This is a genomic window from Acinetobacter sp. 24-47-39, assembly GCF_056783825.1.
On sequence record NZ_JBWYIP010000003.1, the window covers coordinates 55,932 to 73,586 of the forward strand.

A 17,655-nucleotide genomic window follows, 5' to 3' on the forward strand; every position below is an offset into this window, starting at 1 on the left:
GTCCTGACTTAATTAAGCTTCATAATGTTTTATTGTTTTTGTGAATTCAGAAAGCACATCCATCTTTTCAAGTGCCTGACCACCATAAATGATGTCATGTGCTAATGCCACACCTTGTTTATAGCTCGAAGTTAAACCTGAGACATAAATACCAGCACCAGCATTTAATGCAATCATACTGGCCGCTTTTTCACCTTTCGGTGACTTTTTCTTACCTAGTGCATCTTTGATCAGTGCCAAACTTTCAGCAGAGCTATCAACAGATAAATGCGTCAATGTTTGAGACTCAATCTCTACATCCTCAGGGAGGATTTCCCATTCAGTAATTTCACCATTTTTTAACTCAGCAACATAGGTGGATGAAGCAAGACTGATTTCATCTAGCCCATCTTTAGAGTGAACAACCATGACGTGCTCAGCACCAAGTTGCTTAAGAACTTCAGCAATAGGTCGACATAATTCTGTTGAGAACACGCCAATCACAAAGCGCTTTACACCAGCCGGATTCGTAAGCGGGCCAAGTAAGTTGAAAATGCTTCTGAAGCCCAATTCTTTACGAGGACCTGCTGCATACTTCATTGCTTTATGATGGTTTGGAGCAAAGAGAAAACCCACACCCAAATCGCGGATGCAGCGTTCAGTCTGTGCCATATTTAGGTCGAGATTAATACCAGCTTGTTCTAATAGATCTGACGAGCCTGATTTTGATGACACACCTCGGCCACCGTGTTTGGCAATCGTTGCACCTGCCGCTGCAATTACAAAACTTGATGCAGTTGATACATTAAACAGGTTTTGTCCATCACCACCCGTGCCAACGATATCGACTAAGTATGGAAGATCACTGACATCAATCTTGATCGCATATTCACGCATCACACGTGCAGCAGCAGTAATTTCGTCAATACTTTCGCCTTTTAAACGCAAACCCATCATCAATGCACCGATTTGTGCATCAGTCGCTTCACCATCCATAATGGTGCGCATAACAGCTTCCATTTGAGGCTGCGTTAATTCAATATTTTTCGTAATGTTGTTCAATGCTTGTTGAATATTCATGTCTTGCTCTTACGCATAAATTTCTAAGAAGTTTTGGAAAATTTTGTGGCCATGTTGGCTGAGTATCGATTCTGGATGGAACTGAACACCTTCAACGGGAAGGGTTTTATGTTTCACACCCATAATTTCTTCCATAGAACCATCTTCTTCATTGGTCCAACACGTCACCTCTAAACATTCAGGCAAAGTCGCTTGATCAATGACTAAAGAATGATAGCGAGTCGCTGAGAATGGAGAGGGTAGATTGCTAAAGATCCCTTGATCAGAGTGGTACATGTCAGATAAGCGCCCGTGCATTACTTTTTTTGCACGAACAATATCTCCACCAAATGCTTGCCCGATACTTTGGTGACCTAAGCACACACCAAGCAGTGGTATCTTGCCTGAAAAGTGTTGAATCGCTGGGATTGAAATACCTGCCTCAGAGGGAGAGCAGGGACCAGGTCCAATGACGAGATATTTTGGTTGCCATCGCTCAATATCCTCCAAAGTCACGGCATCATTACGGACCACTTTTACTTCCTGATTTAACTCGCCAAAATATTGGACGATGTTGTAGGTAAAAGAGTCATAGTTGTCGATCATCAGAAGCATTTTAAGCTTAACCTCTTGAAATTTATAATTTAACTTAATTTAGCTTTTTTATTCACGTTGATAAGATGCATCACAGAGTGTTGACTGCATCCTTGTCTAGTAACCCAAAGCGATTAAGTGGCAGTTATCATAGCAGATTCTTTTATCAGCGCAGGTTAAATTTTGGGGTTCAAAACATCAGCAATATTGATCACTTAAATCAAATTAATGTGTGAATGAATGGTTCTATGTGAAGAGCGCTAATAAATGAAATATTGATCTGAATCTAAAAGCTCATACGTGTTGTTCATAAGTTTTTTTAATCATTCTGTTTGATGAGTAAGATTTGTTTTAAAAACAAACAAACAAAATGCACTCAGTAAATTTATAATTTATAAGATTTAGTCTCGCGGTCGTTCACTTTTACATCATTTATCTAAGATATTTAATTTTACTGAACTAATATGATGCACAAAATTTAGATTCATCATGGCTCGATGTGTATTAATAAAGTCATGATTGAGTTGGAATTTTAGTCTTTCAAGTAAAAAATAATTATTAAAGCTTTTTAATTATTGATATATAAAACAAGGCATTAAATGCATGTGTCTGAAAATTTGATCCATTTTTCTAATTTATAAAAATTTATAAAATATATCGTTTGGTAAATTAAGCAATTAAATCCCTAAATAAACTTGACTTTAAGTTTAATAATTAAACGATCATGCTCTGGGATGCACCATTTTGATACAGGTTGTAAATAAATATTTTTTATTACGATGAACTGTGCCTGAATATGGTGCATTTAGTTTTAAGCACAGTATAATAGTCACAAAGCAAAGTGAATAAAGCTGTTAATCTGATAAGGATTTCAAGATTTTAGCTTTGCTTTTAAAAGTTGGTACGGTAATTGCTTTAAAACTACCAACTACTAACACGCACTAAATGTGCAACAAAAAATCATCGGAGCAAAATGAGCATGGCGAACAAGGTCCTACAACTCATCCAAGAAAGTGGCGCAAAATGGGTAGACTTCCGTTTTACGGACACTAAGGGTAAAGAACAACATGTTACTTACCCAGCAGATACTATCGATGAAGATACTTTTGAAGATGGTAAAATGTTCGACGGTTCTTCAATTGCTGGTTGGAAAGGTATCGAAGCGTCTGACATGATCTTACGTCCAGATGCTGAAACAGGTTTTATCGACCCGTTTTTTGCAGAGCCAACTGTAGTGGTGACTTGTGATGTTATTGAGCCATCTACTGGTCAAGGTTATGACCGTGACCCACGTTCAATTGCTCGCCGTGCAGAAGAATATTTAAAATCTACTGGTATTGGTGATACTGCTTTCTTTGGTCCAGAACCAGAATTCTTCGTATTTGACGAAGTTAAATGGGACATCGATATGTCTGGTGCTCGCCATACATTAATCGCTGAAGAAGCTGCTTGGTCTACAGGTAATTCTTACGAATCAGGTAACTCAGGCCACCGTCCACGCGTTAAAGGTGGTTACTTCCCAGTGCCTCCAGTTGATTCTCACCACGATATGCGTGCAGAAATGTGTGCGAAAATTGAAGACATCATGGGGCCAGGTCGTGTAGAAGTACATCACCATGAAGTTGCATCTTGCCAATTAGAAATTGGTGTGAGCTTCAACACAATGGTTCGTAAAGCTGATGAAGTACAACAGTTTAAATATGCTGTTTGGAACGTTGCTCATCAATATGCTAAAACTGCAACGTTTATGCCTAAACCAATGGTTGGTGATAACGGTTCTGGTATGCACGTTCATATGTCAATTTCTAAAGACGGCAAGAACTTGTTTGCTGGTGATGAATATGCAGGCCTTTCAGAAATGGCATTGTATTTCATTGGCGGTATCATCAAGCACGCACGCTCATTAAATGCGATTACTAACCCTTCTACAAACTCGTATAAGCGTTTAGTGCCACATTATGAAGCGCCAATTATGCTTGCTTACTCAGCGCGTAACCGTTCAGCTTCTATCCGTATTCCATACGTTTCTAGCCCGAAAGGTAAACGTATTGAAGCACGTTTCCCAGATCCAATGATGAACCCGTACTTAGGTTTTGCTGCATTGTTAATGGCGGGTATCGACGGTATTCAAAACAAGATTCATCCAGGTGAAGCTTCAGACAAGAATTTGTATGATCTACCTCCTGAAGAAGAAGCAAAAATTCCTACAGTTGCACACAGCTTGGATATGGCTTTAGAAGCTCTTCAAGCGGATCACGATTACCTACTTAAAGGTGGCGTATTCACTAAAGAAATGCTTGATGCTTACATTGAGCTTAAAACTGAAGAAGTTCGTCGTCTTAATACGACAACTCACCCAGTTGAATTTGATATGTACTACAGCCTGTAATTCGTTCACGAATTTCGCTGTAAAAAACCCGCGCAATGCGCGGGTTTTTTTTTGTTTTGAGTTAAAATAAATGTAGTCAAATATGAGAAATATTTCATGGCAAAGCCACGTAAAAAGCACACGGGATTTTTTCCTTGGAATGATCCAAGTGACCACGAAAAAGGATTTAAGCTCAATTTTTCTGAAGTGACCTATTTGGAAGTTGGCAGAACCATGGAAGGCTATAAACAGGCACAATTTCTTGAACTGAGAAATCCTGATTTGGCTTTACAATTTGATTATCCAAATGAATTTTATATCAGTGCCGAAGGTTTTATTTTAGTAAAAACAGCACAAAATAAATTTGAAGTGATTGCAAAATCAGACAATGCTTGAATGTGTGAGTCTGCGCCTAAAAAATAAGATTTATTCCTTGTGATCATCCAAGTCATATTTGAGTAAGTTTTCACGCTCATAAGGTGCATCCTCAGCAGGATATCTTAAATTTTCAATATTTTGGCTTTTGGCGATAGACCATATAATACTCTCTCCAGCGGGGATATTAGAGCTGAAATTCTTATATAGTGGATTAGTATAAGCATCTGTTGCATTGATTATTTTCCAACCTTTGCTTTCTAAGGCTAGAATGATCTCGCCTAGAAACTGTCCATTAATCGCATTCGTATGGAGTAACAATACATGTTGAGGAGAGTGTTGAAGGGTTTGCAATGCGAGTGAGTCATAATATTCAGCTCGATCAAGAAGATGATCAATATAAGCACGCTTCAATCTTTTAATGTGTGACGTTTTTCCTGCTTTTAGATACGCTAGATATTTTTGATTATAAAACCAGTCACTTGCATCAATACTGACACCACCATGCTGGTAATGATTTTGTTTTAACCAGTTTTGGACTTGATCTCTTTTCGCAATATTATTGCCTTCTTTAAGATAGGGATATCTAAAAATTTTCCTATAGTTTTTTAAATCATGAAAAACCAATTCATTAATTTTAATGCTCTTGATGTAGTCTTTCGCCAAAACTTCAGGTTTATTTAAATTTTCGTGAAAAGCACTGTGATTGCCAACAATGTGTCCGTGTTTATCCCATTGACGTATTAAGTCTTTACCCGCATTGTCACCGATTTTGATGTAACTTGGGAAAATGATAGATTGAATATTTTTGTTTTTTAAATGCGCTAGTATTTGTTGATTAATGAGTGGAGCAGTAGGATCGATAGTTGGATTTAATCCATCATCAAAACTCAGTGCTAATTGACGAGCATGAGCTTGGGAAAGAAATAACAGTGATATAAATAAGTACAAGCTAAATTTAAGCATGTTTAATGAAGTTGTTTACGAATGAATGTTTATAGCATTTTTTGGGGGAGTGCAGTATGAAATGTGTGAGTGTGATGTCTTAAACTAAACCATAGGTTTGGTGCATTAGTTCTAAAGCTTGGGTACACTTGAGAGTATAAAATAATGGTAGTCTGAAATATGCTTGAAAGCCGTCAATTTAATCATCAGGAAAAATTAATGTGTCCTGAGTTAAAAAAATGGTTGTACGCCTCAGGCTCACTTACCCAACAACTGACAGATTTAGCTGATGGAATATTTAAAGTCCAACGAATCCAAGAGCGATTTCAACGTTTAAACTTTAATGATGCTAGCTGGATGGGTGTATCACATCAGCATACTTCTTGGGTTAGAGAGACTCATTTATTTGGTTCTGATTGCGAACCTTGGGTAAAAGCGAAATCTATTTTTCCAATTACCAGCCTTCAAAAAAAAGCACGTCTCTTTCAACATATTGGAAATCAGCCCATAGGTCGATTCCTATTCCAACGCACAGAACCGCAATGCCAACGTCGCGTGATATTACTTGAGGATGGATGGACTAGACAGAGCTGTTATACTTGGCATGGCTGTAAATTTATTGTCCAAGAAACATTTTTACCAGCATTTGAACGTTTTATAAAAACTCATTGAGCTAGACTTTATGGCAACCGCACAAGCAATCACCTGGCGCGAGCGTTTAAGCGCTTATTACTATTTATGTCGTTTCGATAAGCCAATTGGTACTGAGTTAGTCCTGTGGCCCACCTTATGGGCGCTGTGGATTGCAGCTGGTGGAATACCTGATTTAGTGACACTGCTTGCCATTGTATGTGGCACTATTTTTATGCGTGCAGCGGGATGTGCCATTAATGATTTTGCTGATCGTAAAGTGGATGCACACGTAGAAAGAACCAAAAATCGTCCATTAGCCACAGGTGTGATTTCGGCAAAAGAAGCAGTTTGGGTGTTTATCGCACTGGTTGCTGCAAGTGCTTGTACATTGTTTTTCCTGCCTATTGAAACTTTTTATTGTGCCTTAATTGGGCTGGTACTTGCTTTCATCTATCCATTTATGAAGCGCTATACGCATTTACCTCAAGTGGTACTGGGGATGGCATTCTCATGGGGTATACCGATGTCATTTACTGCAATGGGGAAGCCTTTGGATTGGACGTGTTGGCTACTTTATTTCGGTAATTTGGCTTGGACTGTAGCTTATGATACTCAATATGCAATTACGGATCGCGAATATGATTTAAAGATTGGGGTTAAGTCGACGGCCATTTTGTTTGGAAAAAATGATATTAAAATTATCAGTTTATTGCAGGCGATGAGTGTTATTTTAATTGGTACTGCACTATGGCTTGAACACATACTTGTCCCTTATGGATTAATCGCATTAGTGCTCGTGGTAGGTGATTTCATCTATCAATGGACCAAAACACGTGATAAAGATCCGCAATGGTGCTTCTGGGCATTTAGACATAACCGATGGGTAGGGGTGATGATCTTTATGGGTATTTTTATTGCGTTCATATAAACTGAATATTAAGTACAAATAAAGTTATTAAGCATCCTAGTCGGATGCTTTTTTTTTATGTTTAATTAAAAGTACTCATGGAGAGTGATAATAATGAAGGGAAAGAATGATGAAGTATGTGATTAAAAAAACGGTTATCGCAATGTGCTGTACGGCAGCATTACTCTTAACGGCTTGTAATAGTGATGATGATAAAAATATTTTTCAAGAAAAAGTGTTTATTGCTGAGAAAGCTTATCAAAAAGATAGTCTAGAGCAAGCTTCCAAAATCCAGATTATGACTTATTTAATGCCGAATGTTCTGGGTCAGAAAACTGAGGCTACAGCAATGGTCATGTTTCCTAAAACTGCTCAGCCAGCAGCAGGATGGCCAGTGGTGGTATGGGCACATGGAACAACTGGTGTTGGAGACGAATGTGCACCAAGCAATAATGTACTTAATTCAAATTTTGAAATTTTAGCGAACAGTCTTCTTAAAGAAGGTTATGTCATTGTAGCACCTGATTATGAAGGTTTGGGAGTTAAAGGGATTCATCCTTATCTTCATCTATCTAGTGCTGCACAATCTGCGATTCATGCAATAAAGTCAGTTCACCAAGCATATCCATCACAATTAAATAAATCTTGGATGTCTGTCGGCCAATCCCAAGGTGGTCATGCATCATTAGGAATTGCACAATATGCCAATAATGATCCGTATTACAAAGGGGCTGTAGCGACTGCTCCAGCATCAAGTTTGGGTTACATTATTACCCAAGTCGCACCAAATGCCATTTCAGCGATAGAAAGTCAAAATAGAGATTTGGCAATCGCTATTTATTCAGAGCTATTAGCTTATGCTGCTTATACAGGTGTCGGGATTAAAGCATATGAACCTAGATTTTCATTAGCAACGATATTCCAATCTAGGTCTCAAGCTGTGGCAGAGAAAGCTGAGGGGTCGACTGGTGAAAATGGCCTATGCTTGATGCCATTAATTGATGAGTTTAGTAAAGATATTAAGACTTATTTGGAATCAAATTCAACACAAAAAGTAATGGACTATCCTGGGTTAAAGGTTGGCTTTGAAAATGATCCAGTGGTGAGTAGTTTTTTAAGTAATAATCAGCCTGGAACTCAAAAACTCATGAAACCGGTTTATGTGGTTCAAGGTGAAAATGACACCGCTGTCCCATATCAAGTAACACAACAATTAGTAAATCAGTTAAATGGATTGGGGACTCAACCTCCAGTTGTATTAGATATTGTGGCAGGAGCATCGCATACACAAGCGATTGTTGAGAAAAATGATGAGGTTGTTGATTTTATTAAATCGTATTTATCGGTGCGCTAAACGTGACTATGTCAGCTAGGGTGTTGCATCCTAGTTGACCCTTAAAGCTAAAGTTTTTTCTATGACTTTATTCTGTTATATTGCCTCGGACTCAATGACTCAGGTTTTGTCGATGACTTCATCAAAAAAGAAATTCACCACTAAATTTATTTTATTGGCAAGTCTAGGCCCCCTTATCCCGTTGCTTATCATTGCGATTGCTTTTTTTGCAGTAAAGAGTGATGCAAAGAACAAAGCAGAGTACGATCGTTTACGTGCAGAACAAGCCGCGCGAATTGAAGCTAGAGAAAAACAAGAGCAACTTGAGCAGAATGCTTCGTCTGTAGCAGAGCCTTTGAACTAATTATTTTTTAGCAAGAATGTCTTTTTTGAGACTTTGAACACTTGGGATATCGTTATAGCGAAATACTCGATATCCTGCTTCATAAAACATTTGATCGCGTTCAGCATCTTCTTGTTCCTTACCAAGATGACTTGGATCATCGAGTTCGATAATGGCGACAACTTTAAGCTGATCATCCAGTAAGACAAAATCAGTCACTTTTCGATTGAATTTAGCTCGAATCTTTAGACTAGGGTTTGTGATTAAAGCACTAAAAGCGACTTGAGCAAGCACATGGTATTGCGGAAAACTCTCTTTTAATCTAAAAAACATTTTACTTTCAAATGCGGTAATAATGCGTTTGGGGTAAAAGCGTTGTGGCTTTTTAAATAATTGTTGAAAGATAATGGTGAGCAGGGCAAGGGTTGCAATAACACCAATAATTAAGAAAGTAATTTGACTGGATTGAAACACAGGAATTCGTAAATAAAAGCACATATAAGAAAAAACCCACTCGATTGAGTGGGTTTTTAGAATCTTGGCTCTCCAACCTGGGCTCGAACCAGGGACCTGCGGATTAACAGTCCGTCGCTCTACCGACTGAGCTATTGGAGAATCTGGTACGCATTCTATGAGTCAAATGAAGAGAGGTCAAGCCTTAACATTGAAAAATATTAGAAATATGAATCAACTGATTTAAATTTAATCTAAGTGAAACGATCTATAGCTTTTTTAATAAATGGACATACTCTGCTTTGCTTTTCAGTGGGTTCGCTTTACGACATAAACTCATGAGTTCCATCATGGTCTGTTGTGATGATTCCACATTTAACTCATTTTGAATTTTTTTGATTAGGAGTGCGTGCTCAGAGGATAATTCCGAAGTACAGTGATACAAACGTTCATACATAAGTGTAGGGGCTACTTTATTATGTTCAGATTTCTGAGTGCATTGAAATATAAAAATGAGACTGCCAACAAGTAGAGACCAGAAAATCAGTGATTTAAGCCAAGGTGTATTCATTTTTAGACTTTTTTATAAAATTAGAATAATTCTATAGCAAATCAAAAATTTAGGCATAAAAAAACCCAAGTCATTATGCTTGGGTTTTTAGAATCTTGGCTCTCCCACCTGGGCTCGAACCAGGGACCTGCGGATTAACAGTCCGTCGCTCTACCGACTGAGCTATGGGAGATTAGATTGGCTCTCCAACCTGGGCTCGAACCAGGGACCTGCGGATTAACAGTCCGTCGCTCTACCGACTGAGCTATTGGAGAATCTGATGCGCATTTTAGGGTTGAAATTACTAGTCGTCAACCAATTATTGTAAAGAAATGAATAGTTTGATTTATTAATACTCAAATTGATGTAAATAATAAAAAAACCATCCTAAAAGGATGGTTTTTTAAACCTAATAAGACGGTTAAATCTTATTTTTCTACGCCAGCTTCTTGACCAGCATATTTCGCATTAGCGTAATCCCAGTTCACTAAGCTTTCTAAGAAAGTAGAAATATACTTAGGACGAGCGTTGCGGAAGTCGATGTAGTAAGCATGTTCCCAAACATCGATCGTTAATACAGCTACTTTACCATGAGCAAGTGGAGTATCAGCATTTGAAGTTTTCATGATAGAAAGTTTACCATTTACTTCATCAGCAACTAACCAAGCCCAACCTGAACCGAATTGAGTTGTAGCAGCAGCAGCAAATTCTTCAGCAAATTTTTCGTAAGAACCGAAAGCTTCGTCAATTTTAGCAGCTAAAGCACCAGTCGCTTTACCACCACCGTTTTTAGCCATACAATTCCAGTAGAATGTGTGGTTCCAAACTTGTGCTGCGTTGTTGAAGATACCTGCTTTAGAAGCATCACCAACAGAAGCTTTGATGATTTCTTCAAGCGTTTTACCTTCAAGATCAGTACCTGCAATAAGGTTGTTTAGATTAACAACGTAAGTATTGTGGTGTTTGTCGTGGTGGTATTCTAAAGTTTCTTTGCTGATGTGTGGAGCAAGATCTTCGTAACCGTACGGAAGAGCTGGTAAAGTAATCGTTGTCATGTTTTAAGTTCCTTGCATTGTGCTGGGTTTTACATCGAAGTGCACTTATTGTAATAGATTCTCACCATATTTTGCGCATTACTTATAAATAAGAATACAGAATAAAGCGTGAATTAATACGTATAAGCTCACTCCAATTTAAAACGCGTGGTTAAATCAATTTAAATAGGATTATTGAGTTCAACGTAATGATATTCAAGACCAAATTGTTCACAAATTGCTTGACCTAGTCGTTGAACACCATAACGTTCAGTCGCATGATGTCCACATGCGTAATAATGCACATCTAATTCTACAGCTTGATAAAAGGTACGCTCACTGACTTCACCTGAAATATAAGCATCGCAATTTTGTTCGGCAGCTTTAGTGATAAAGTCTTGAGCACCGCCAGTACAAAATCCAACTTTTTGAATACGTGGTTTATCAGCCATCAAATGTATCGGATCATAATTAAGTTGTTGTGACACAAAAGCTTTGAACTCATCTGGTGTCATTGCATTTTTTAAATAGCCGATATTTCCAATGGGATGACGTTCATTCGGATCAAGTGCTTCAAGTTGATCAAGATGAAGTAAATCTGCTATCGCTGCATTATTTCCCAAGCTAGGGTGGCTATCTAGAGGTAAATGATAAGCTAATAATGAAATATCATGTTGAATGAGTGATTTAATTCGTTTGCCACGCATTCCTGTAATCGGAGATGGCTCACCTTTCCAAAAATAGCCATGGTGAACCAATAAAACATCAGCTTGCAGCTCGATTGCAGCATCAATGGCTGATTGAGAAGCCGATACAGCACAAACAATTCGCTTTACTTCTGTTTTGCCTTCGATTTGCAGACCATTAGGAGCGTAATCTTTAAATTCATTGGCTTTTAGGGTCTGATCACACCATTGGATAATGTCGTTTAGCTTTACCATAATGTTCTTAAGTCTGTGAAAATATAAAGATCAAAGCATATTTTTAATATTAACTAAAGCCGAACAAAACTATTTTCACAATTTTAGGTATATAAATTTTTTTTGATTACAATATGCTGTCATAAATACTTTTCTCATCAATAAATTAAAATTCTCAGAGGATATTAAAGTGCGCCGGTCCTTTACATGGTTACCATGGGTGTTACTCATCATTGTAATTATTAGTTTTGTCACGTGGCAAAAGCTAAATCAACCAAAGCCTCAAATAGCAGCTGATGGTTATAAAATGCCGGCTGAAAAAGTAGAACCTTTAGTGGATACGACACGTTCTGGGGGAGTGGTTTCATACAATGCTGCGGTAAAGGTTGCAGCACCTGCAGTCGTCAATATTTTTACAACACAAACTGTTAAAAAAATTGATCATCCGATTCTAAATGATCCTGTTTTTAGAGAATTTTTTGGTGGTCAATTACCAGAACGTTTTGGACAAGGACCAAATGAAAATAGTTTGGGTTCAGGGGTGATTGTTCGACCTGATGGTTATATTCTGACTAATAATCATGTGATTGCACAGGCTGATCAGATTATTGTGGCGTTGTATGATGGTCGTCGAGCAGAAGCCAAAGTGATTGGAACAGATCCTGATACGGATTTAGCAGTCATTAAAATCGAAATGGACAAACTACCAGTGCTTCCTTTCAAACTGAGTGGAAACGAGGTTGGAGATGTTGTACTCGCAATTGGTAATCCATTTGGCGTGGGGCAAACAGTCACGCAAGGGATCATATCTGCGACAGAACGTTCGGGATTGGGTATAAATTTCTATGAAGATTTTATTCAAACCGATGCTGCTATTAATCCAGGAAATTCTGGAGGAGCACTCATTGATGTTGCGGGTAATTTGATTGGGATTAATACCGCAATATTCTCGCAATCGGGTGGGTCTTTAGGAATTGGTTTTGCTATTCCTGCTAAAGTCTGTCAGCAAGTTCTGAATTCAATATTAAAAGAAGGCAGAGTGATTCGTGGGTGGCTAGGTATTGGTCTGGCGAATCCAACGCAACTCGATGTATTACAACCTCGTGAGAAGGGGGTAATTGTGAGCAGCGTCTATGAGTCTGGTCCTGCAGATAAAGCTAAGATTAAAGTCGGTGATCGGATCATGAAAGTAAATGATCAGGAGATCAATAATCCATCACAATTGATTAATTATGTTGCAATGCAATCACCGAATACCTCTGCAAAAATTGAGATTTTACGTGAAGGTAAGAGTATCAATACGGAAGTGGTTATTGGTGAACGACCAGCTGAAACCAGCGATCGTAATAGCCAGTATATTCCATTACCTCGTCGTTAAATTAACAAGCCCCAGTAATGGGGCTTTTTTATAATTCTTAGATTCTATATTGTTTCAAACCTTTGAATGGATCTGAATAAATCTGCTACTTAGTTAGTGATTTAAATGCGGTCATGCATTCCTAAGTGACGGTGAGATAGGGTTTTAATACATGCAGAATTGAATTCACTCAACAGTGATTAAACAGTATACGAAACAAAAAAAAAGCCAGTGGTTCACTGGCTTTTTAAGAGAATAAAATTAGCTTTCCTGTTGAATGCCCGCAACCAACCAATCTTGACTAGAACCCGCTGGTTTAACGAAATGCCAGACTTCAGCAAACGGTTGTGGAAGGCTGTTTAAGTCTTCACTTACCGTACCCGTGAAACGAACGCTAACAACGTATTGACCATTTTCAGTCGCAGAATCAACAACCATAGCATTCAGATTTGAAAACTCAGCTACGTCTTGATCTTGGTTAGCCATGATATCGTTATACATCGATTGATAAAGATCAGGCGTCAAATAACGTTGAATCTCAGCAATATTACTTGCCGTATTCATCGATTGAATATGGTTGAAGCGTTGGCGTGCAATGCGTAAGAAAGCAGCTGGTTCAGTTCCGTCAGGTAGCTGACTTCCACTAGACATTGTTGCTGCACCAAAAGGAGCTTGTGGTGCTTGACCAAATGGCGCTTGAGATGCAGCTGTACCACCGCCCACAGATTGACCAAAAATATTGGTATTGTCATTAGACACTGAAGGGCGAGGTGCAGCAGTTTGACCAAACGGTGCAGATTGAGGACCTGAACTGTTTGGTGCATATGGGTTGTTAGCCGCTAATTTTTTTTTTGCTCCGAATTTACGGAAGATGAAGAACGCAGCAGCAGCAATAATCAACAACCAAACCCAACTTGGGATACCACCTTCTTCCTCAGGTTGTGCAGCAACTTCTGCTTGACTCGCTGGAACAGTATCATCATCTGCTAAAGCATTTGCTGCGACTGCACCAATTGCAGCACCAGCAACACCAGCAGCGACCATACCACCAACACCAGGACCAGACTTTTGAGGTGCAGTCGCTGGAGCAGCAGGTTGTTGGGCAGGAGTAGCTTGACGTGGTTGCTGATATGATTGGGTTGGAGCAGCAGAACGGCTCATACCATGGCTTTTACCACCACCAGCACGTTTTGCTTCTGCAAAAGGCGCTACCATGAGTGTCGCCATTAAAATACCCGCAACTAAACTACGCTGTCGAACTTCCATCTAAAATTCCTATTTTAAAAAGTTAATTTCACACTGTATTTATGCAGTCTTTTAGCTTAAATTTCAACTTAAACCTCAATTTTTTTCAGTATTCATACACAGTGTTTAGTTAAATAAATTGATCAGCTGAATTAATGTTCATCCGCTAAGCTCATCGCTTCAGTTAAAGCTTCATGTAGACGGGCAACGGCGATAATGCGAACACCAGGAATATCCTTTTGTGGTGCATTCGCTCTAGGGACTATAATATATTTAAACCCGTGCTTAATCGCTTCCTTTAAACGTTCCTGCCCGTTAGGTACGGGACGAATCTCTCCCGATAAACCCACTTCGCCAAATACAGCCAATTGCTGAGGGAGCGCTTTTGCTCTCAAACTTGAAGCACAAGCCAATAAGACGGCGAGATCTGAACCTGTTTCAGTAATTTTTAAGCCACCAACAACATTCACATATACGTCTTGACCAGAAGTTTGAACACCACCATGTCGGTGCATGACGGCGAGTAGCATATTCAAACGGTTTTGCTCAAGACCCAATGCAACACGGCGAGGTTGACCATGCGCGTCATCTACTAGGGCTTGCACTTCAACTAAGAGTGGACGTGTGCCTTCTCGACTAATCATGACGATAGAACCAGGAATCGCTTCATCATATCGGCTAAGAAAGATGGCTGAGGGATTGGCAACCTCTCTAAGCCCTTTATCGGTCATCCCAAAAACACCGAGTTCATTGACTGCACCAAAACGATTTTTAACAGCTCGAATCATTCGATAACGTGAATCAGATTGACCTTCAAAATAAAGTACGCAATCGACCATGTGTTCTAAAACACGAGGGCCAGCTAAAGCACCTTCTTTGGTCACATGACCCACAATAAATAATGCTGTTCCGCTGTTTTTCGCAAAACGTGTTAGAAGGGCTGCAGATTCTCGAATTTGAGAAACGCCGCCTGGCGCAGACTGTAAAGTTTCAGTGTATAAAGTTTGAATCGAGTCTAAGATCGCGACAGCAGGTCGTTCATGCGCTAATACTTCGCAAATACGCTCTACGCACGTCTCAGCCATCACTTTTAATTGATCAGTTGGGAGGTCCAAACGATTGGCACGTAATGCAACTTGAGATAAAGATTCCTCACCAGTGACATATAGGGCGGAACTTTTCGCGGCAGCCATATGGGTTGCCGTCTGCAAAAGAATTGTTGATTTACCAATACCAGGGTCACCACCGATCAGTACAACTGAACCAGTAACAAGCCCTCCGCCTAAAACGCGATCAAATTCTCCAATCCCTGTTGCTAAACGTGTTTCGTGAGAAACTGAAACTTGATTCAATGTAGTGATTGATGCTGCTTGACCAGCATAACCACCTGCAATTTTTGGATTTGCACGATGCGTAATCGCAGGGGCAATGGTGACTTCAACTAAACTGTTCCATTCTCCGCATTCTGAGCATTGACCTGCCCATTTAGGATGATCTGCGCCACATTGTTCACAGCGATATACACTTTTTGCTTTAGCCATAACTTAATATAGGTTTTTTGAATTTCTATATGCTGAGCATACTGAGTAAAGGTCACGAAAACAAAAAAATATTGATCAAATTTTAAAACAATAAGACAAGTCATGACGTGTGCTTTAACGAGATATTAAATTAAAGCAATCATGAATTGATTTATACTCATATCAAGAATCGACTGAGTTATTTGATATGCGTTTGTACGCCCAACATATTGATGCCATCGCACGCGAAATACAGCGTGATGTGCTGTTTATTCATTTTGAGAATTACACGGATGATCAGAATGAGGAAGAAAGTATTCGAGATCATGTGATTACATGGCTTGAACAACATGAAATTGAATTTAAGCCATGTCTAGGTTTGTCTGGTGAGGATGAAATTGACAGCTATCTGGGTGACCTATATCTAGATATTCCTTTTGATGAGCAAAATAAGCAGTATCAGCTGGTTAAAAATTATCTTGAAGATGAACAAGGCAATATGAAAATTGAACATGTTCTATTTTTTGTATTGAGCTTGGAGGTAGCAGAAGAAATTGCAAAGGATCAAGAGGAAAAACAAAATTTGAACGATCAGAAATTTTCGTGAAAAGATAAAAAAGCCTCATCAATGAGGCTTTTATATTGGTTTGATTCTATTAATTTGTTTAATAAAGCTCACCAGATTTTCGTCGTTCAATAAAATCTTTAGATTCTTTTGCAATAACTCCAGAAAGTAACAATAAGGCAATTAAGTTTGGTGCTGCCATTAAACCATTGAAGGTGTCTGCGAAAAGCCAAACTAAATCAAGTGTGACGACACAGCCTACAAATACCGAAGCAATATAAATGAGACGATAAATAAATACTGACTTTTCACCCAGTAAATAGGTGCAACATTTTTCACCGTAATAACTCCAACCTAAAATAGTTGAATAAGCAAAAAAGATGATTCCGAACGTAACAACCCAGCCCCCAAATCCTGGTAGTAATTTGTCAAAAACACTAATGGTCAAAACAGCCCCAGTTTGATCACCAAATGTTTGTCCTGCCATGATGAAACCCATAACAAGAACAATACCCGTAATTGAGCACACAATAATCGTATCAATGAATGTACCTGTCATTGAAACTAGGCCTTGACGGGCAGGGTGATCAGTTTTTGCTGCTGCCGCTGCAATGGGCGCTGAACCCATACCTGCTTCGTTTGAGAATACACCACGGGCAACACCGTAACGAATCGCCGCACCAATCGCACCACCTGCTGCCGCTTCACCTGTGAATGCATAGGTAAAAATCATTTTTAAAGCAGGAACAACTAATTCAAGGTTATTGAAAATAATAATTAGCCCGCCAATGACATAGCCTAGGGCCATGACTGGAACAATAATTGAGGATGCTTTGGAAATAGACTTAATGCCGCCTAAAATCACCAATGCAGAGAAAATTGTAATAATGATGGCAGTGGTGAGCGTGCTTATACCCAAACTATTTTCTACTGCTAGTGCCACTGTGTTTGATTGAACTGAGCTACCAATACCAAAGGATGCTAATGTACCAAATAATGCGAAGAGGACTGCGAGCCACTTCCATTTCGCGCCAAGTCCTCGTTCAATGTAGTACATTGGACCACCAGACATTTCTCCTTTTTCATTTTTTACACGGTATTTGACCGCCAAAACACCTTCACCATATTTGGTTGCCATGCCAAAAAATGCAGTCATCCACATCCAGAAGACAGCACCTGGACCACCCAGCACACAAGCTGTCGCTACCCCTGCGATGTTACCTGTACCAATCGTGGCTGAAAGTGCAGTCATGAGTGAGGCAAATTGTGAGATATCTCCCGAGTCTTTTTTATCTGGGTGTTTCCCGAACACTTGTTTAAATGCCAATGGAAGCATCCTGAATTGCCAAAAAAGTAGACGGAATGTTAAGAAAACACCTGTCCCAACAATCAGCACCAGCATATAAGGTCCCCAGACTAAGCCGCTGAGTGTTTCCATGATTGATTGTATTTCTTGCATAAATTACCTTCTTATT

At 39.1% G+C, this 17,655-nt stretch carries 17 protein-coding genes and 3 tRNA genes; 8 read left to right on the top strand and 12 right to left on the bottom strand.

Going from position 1 to position 17,655, the window contains the following annotated elements; genetic code table 11:
* Positions 1 to 12: 12 nt before the first annotated feature.
* Positions 13 to 1,059 carry an anthranilate phosphoribosyltransferase gene (trpD, locus tag AC1M9C_RS04240; RefSeq protein ID WP_035266991.1) on the bottom strand — a complete coding sequence of 349 codons (1,047 nt, stop codon included), beginning with the start codon at positions 1,057 to 1,059 and terminating at the stop codon, positions 13 to 15.
* Between the two features lie 9 nt (positions 1,060 to 1,068).
* Positions 1,069 to 1,653: an anthranilate synthase component II gene (locus AC1M9C_RS04245; RefSeq protein ID WP_092765952.1), complete on the bottom strand. Its 585-nt coding sequence runs from the start codon at positions 1,651 to 1,653 to the stop codon at positions 1,069 to 1,071.
* A gap of 952 nt (positions 1,654 to 2,605) precedes the next feature.
* Here AC1M9C_RS04245 and glnA point away from each other — a divergent pair.
* Together glnA and AC1M9C_RS04255 are read left to right on the top strand one after the other, a co-directional pair.
* On the top strand, positions 2,606 to 4,021 hold the full coding sequence (gene glnA / locus AC1M9C_RS04250; protein WP_171076768.1) for a type I glutamate--ammonia ligase: 1,416 nt from the start codon (positions 2,606 to 2,608) through the stop codon (positions 4,019 to 4,021).
* Positions 4,022 to 4,117: 96 nt separating this feature from the next.
* Complete coding sequence (locus tag AC1M9C_RS04255; RefSeq protein WP_481953268.1) at positions 4,118 to 4,396, top strand: hypothetical protein; 279 nt, start codon at positions 4,118 to 4,120, stop codon at positions 4,394 to 4,396.
* 30 nt (positions 4,397 to 4,426) lie between these two features.
* On the opposite strand, the gene AC1M9C_RS04260 is transcribed toward AC1M9C_RS04255, so the two are convergent.
* Positions 4,427 to 5,341 carry a polysaccharide deacetylase family protein gene (locus tag AC1M9C_RS04260; RefSeq protein WP_481953269.1) on the bottom strand — a complete coding sequence of 305 codons (915 nt, stop codon included), beginning with the start codon at positions 5,339 to 5,341 and terminating at the stop codon, positions 4,427 to 4,429.
* Between the two features lie 159 nt (positions 5,342 to 5,500).
* Between AC1M9C_RS04260 and AC1M9C_RS04265 the strand changes: the two genes are divergently transcribed.
* The 4 genes from AC1M9C_RS04265 (at position 5,501) to AC1M9C_RS04280 (ending at position 8,557) form a co-directional block, all read left to right on the top strand.
* Positions 5,501 to 5,992 (top strand): chorismate--pyruvate lyase family protein, encoded by a 492-nt coding sequence (locus tag AC1M9C_RS04265; RefSeq protein WP_180028690.1) that lies wholly within the window; start codon positions 5,501 to 5,503, stop codon positions 5,990 to 5,992.
* A 10-nt stretch (positions 5,993 to 6,002) separates the two neighbouring features.
* Positions 6,003 to 6,881: a 4-hydroxybenzoate octaprenyltransferase gene (gene ubiA / locus AC1M9C_RS04270; RefSeq protein WP_035267008.1), complete on the top strand. Its 879-nt coding sequence runs from the start codon at positions 6,003 to 6,005 to the stop codon at positions 6,879 to 6,881.
* 109 nt (positions 6,882 to 6,990) lie between these two features.
* Entirely contained in the window at positions 6,991 to 8,214 is a 1,224-nt protein-coding gene (locus AC1M9C_RS04275) for an alpha/beta hydrolase family protein (protein WP_035267011.1), read from the top strand.
* A 112-nt stretch (positions 8,215 to 8,326) separates the two neighbouring features.
* Complete coding sequence (locus AC1M9C_RS04280; protein WP_051586562.1) at positions 8,327 to 8,557, top strand: hypothetical protein; 231 nt, start codon at positions 8,327 to 8,329, stop codon at positions 8,555 to 8,557.
* Here the strand turns inward: AC1M9C_RS04280 and AC1M9C_RS04285 are convergent, their stop codons facing one another.
* The 6 genes from AC1M9C_RS04285 to AC1M9C_RS04310 all read right to left on the bottom strand — a co-directional run bounded on the left by AC1M9C_RS04285 (position 8,558) and on the right by AC1M9C_RS04310 (position 11,514).
* Entirely contained in the window at positions 8,558 to 9,010 is a 453-nt protein-coding gene (locus AC1M9C_RS04285; RefSeq protein ID WP_035267051.1) for a DUF2726 domain-containing protein, read from the bottom strand.
* Positions 9,011 to 9,075: 65 nt separating this feature from the next.
* Positions 9,076 to 9,151, bottom strand: a tRNA-Asn gene (locus tag AC1M9C_RS04290).
* Positions 9,152 to 9,656: 505 nt separating this feature from the next.
* Positions 9,657 to 9,732: transfer RNA gene (locus AC1M9C_RS04295), tRNA-Asn, on the bottom strand.
* A gap of 6 nt (positions 9,733 to 9,738) precedes the next feature.
* Positions 9,739 to 9,814, bottom strand: a tRNA-Asn gene (locus AC1M9C_RS04300).
* Between the two features lie 153 nt (positions 9,815 to 9,967).
* Positions 9,968 to 10,594, bottom strand: coding sequence for a superoxide dismutase (locus AC1M9C_RS04305; protein WP_035267016.1), 627 nt, complete (start codon positions 10,592 to 10,594; stop codon positions 9,968 to 9,970).
* A gap of 161 nt (positions 10,595 to 10,755) precedes the next feature.
* Positions 10,756 to 11,514: a Nif3-like dinuclear metal center hexameric protein gene (locus AC1M9C_RS04310; protein WP_481586581.1), complete on the bottom strand. Its 759-nt coding sequence runs from the start codon at positions 11,512 to 11,514 to the stop codon at positions 10,756 to 10,758.
* A 169-nt stretch (positions 11,515 to 11,683) separates the two neighbouring features.
* Between AC1M9C_RS04310 and AC1M9C_RS04315 the strand changes: the two genes are divergently transcribed.
* Positions 11,684 to 12,871, top strand: a complete 1,188-nt coding sequence (locus AC1M9C_RS04315; protein ID WP_035267020.1) for a trypsin-like peptidase domain-containing protein — start codon at positions 11,684 to 11,686, stop codon at positions 12,869 to 12,871.
* Between the two features lie 240 nt (positions 12,872 to 13,111).
* Here the strand turns inward: AC1M9C_RS04315 and AC1M9C_RS04320 are convergent, their stop codons facing one another.
* On the bottom strand, positions 13,112 to 14,116 hold the full coding sequence (locus tag AC1M9C_RS04320) for a Tim44 domain-containing protein (RefSeq protein ID WP_481611465.1): 1,005 nt from the start codon (positions 14,114 to 14,116) through the stop codon (positions 13,112 to 13,114).
* A 131-nt stretch (positions 14,117 to 14,247) separates the two neighbouring features.
* Positions 14,248 to 15,636: a DNA repair protein RadA gene (gene radA, locus AC1M9C_RS04325; RefSeq protein ID WP_035267023.1), complete on the bottom strand. Its 1,389-nt coding sequence runs from the start codon at positions 15,634 to 15,636 to the stop codon at positions 14,248 to 14,250.
* A 187-nt stretch (positions 15,637 to 15,823) separates the two neighbouring features.
* On the opposite strand from radA, the gene AC1M9C_RS04330 reads away from it, so the two are divergent.
* Complete coding sequence (locus AC1M9C_RS04330) at positions 15,824 to 16,222, top strand: hypothetical protein (RefSeq protein ID WP_035267025.1); 399 nt, start codon at positions 15,824 to 15,826, stop codon at positions 16,220 to 16,222.
* Positions 16,223 to 16,280: 58 nt separating this feature from the next.
* On the opposite strand, the gene AC1M9C_RS04335 is transcribed toward AC1M9C_RS04330, so the two are convergent.
* Positions 16,281 to 17,639, bottom strand: coding sequence for an alanine/glycine:cation symporter family protein (locus AC1M9C_RS04335; RefSeq protein ID WP_035267028.1), 1,359 nt, complete (start codon positions 17,637 to 17,639; stop codon positions 16,281 to 16,283).
* Between the last annotated feature and the right edge of the window lie 16 nt (positions 17,640 to 17,655).

Coding starts and splice junctions, on each gene's coding strand:
- AC1M9C_RS04260 (WP_481953269.1), bottom strand. CDS start 5,341: ATGCTTAAATTTAGCTTGTACTTATTTATATCACTGTTATTTCTTTCC.
- AC1M9C_RS04280 (WP_051586562.1), top strand. CDS start 8,327: ATGACTTCATCAAAAAAGAAATTCACCACTAAATTTATTTTATTGGCA.
- AC1M9C_RS04310 (WP_481586581.1), bottom strand. CDS start 11,514: ATGGTAAAGCTAAACGACATTATCCAATGGTGTGATCAGACCCTAAAA.
- AC1M9C_RS04265 (WP_180028690.1), top strand. CDS start 5,501: ATGCTTGAAAGCCGTCAATTTAATCATCAGGAAAAATTAATGTGTCCT.
- AC1M9C_RS04275 (WP_035267011.1), top strand. CDS start 6,991: ATGAAGTATGTGATTAAAAAAACGGTTATCGCAATGTGCTGTACGGCA.
- AC1M9C_RS04305 (WP_035267016.1), bottom strand. CDS start 10,594: ATGACAACGATTACTTTACCAGCTCTTCCGTACGGTTACGAAGATCTT.
- AC1M9C_RS04320 (WP_481611465.1), bottom strand. CDS start 14,116: ATGGAAGTTCGACAGCGTAGTTTAGTTGCGGGTATTTTAATGGCGACA.
- trpD (WP_035266991.1), bottom strand. CDS start 1,059: ATGAATATTCAACAAGCATTGAACAACATTACGAAAAATATTGAATTA.
- glnA (WP_171076768.1), top strand. CDS start 2,606: ATGAGCATGGCGAACAAGGTCCTACAACTCATCCAAGAAAGTGGCGCA.
- radA (WP_035267023.1), bottom strand. CDS start 15,636: ATGGCTAAAGCAAAAAGTGTATATCGCTGTGAACAATGTGGCGCAGAT.
- AC1M9C_RS04330 (WP_035267025.1), top strand. CDS start 15,824: ATGCGTTTGTACGCCCAACATATTGATGCCATCGCACGCGAAATACAG.
- AC1M9C_RS04255 (WP_481953268.1), top strand. CDS start 4,118: ATGGCAAAGCCACGTAAAAAGCACACGGGATTTTTTCCTTGGAATGAT.
- ubiA (WP_035267008.1), top strand. CDS start 6,003: ATGGCAACCGCACAAGCAATCACCTGGCGCGAGCGTTTAAGCGCTTAT.
- AC1M9C_RS04245 (WP_092765952.1), bottom strand. CDS start 1,653: ATGCTTCTGATGATCGACAACTATGACTCTTTTACCTACAACATCGTC.
- AC1M9C_RS04335 (WP_035267028.1), bottom strand. CDS start 17,639: ATGCAAGAAATACAATCAATCATGGAAACACTCAGCGGCTTAGTCTGG.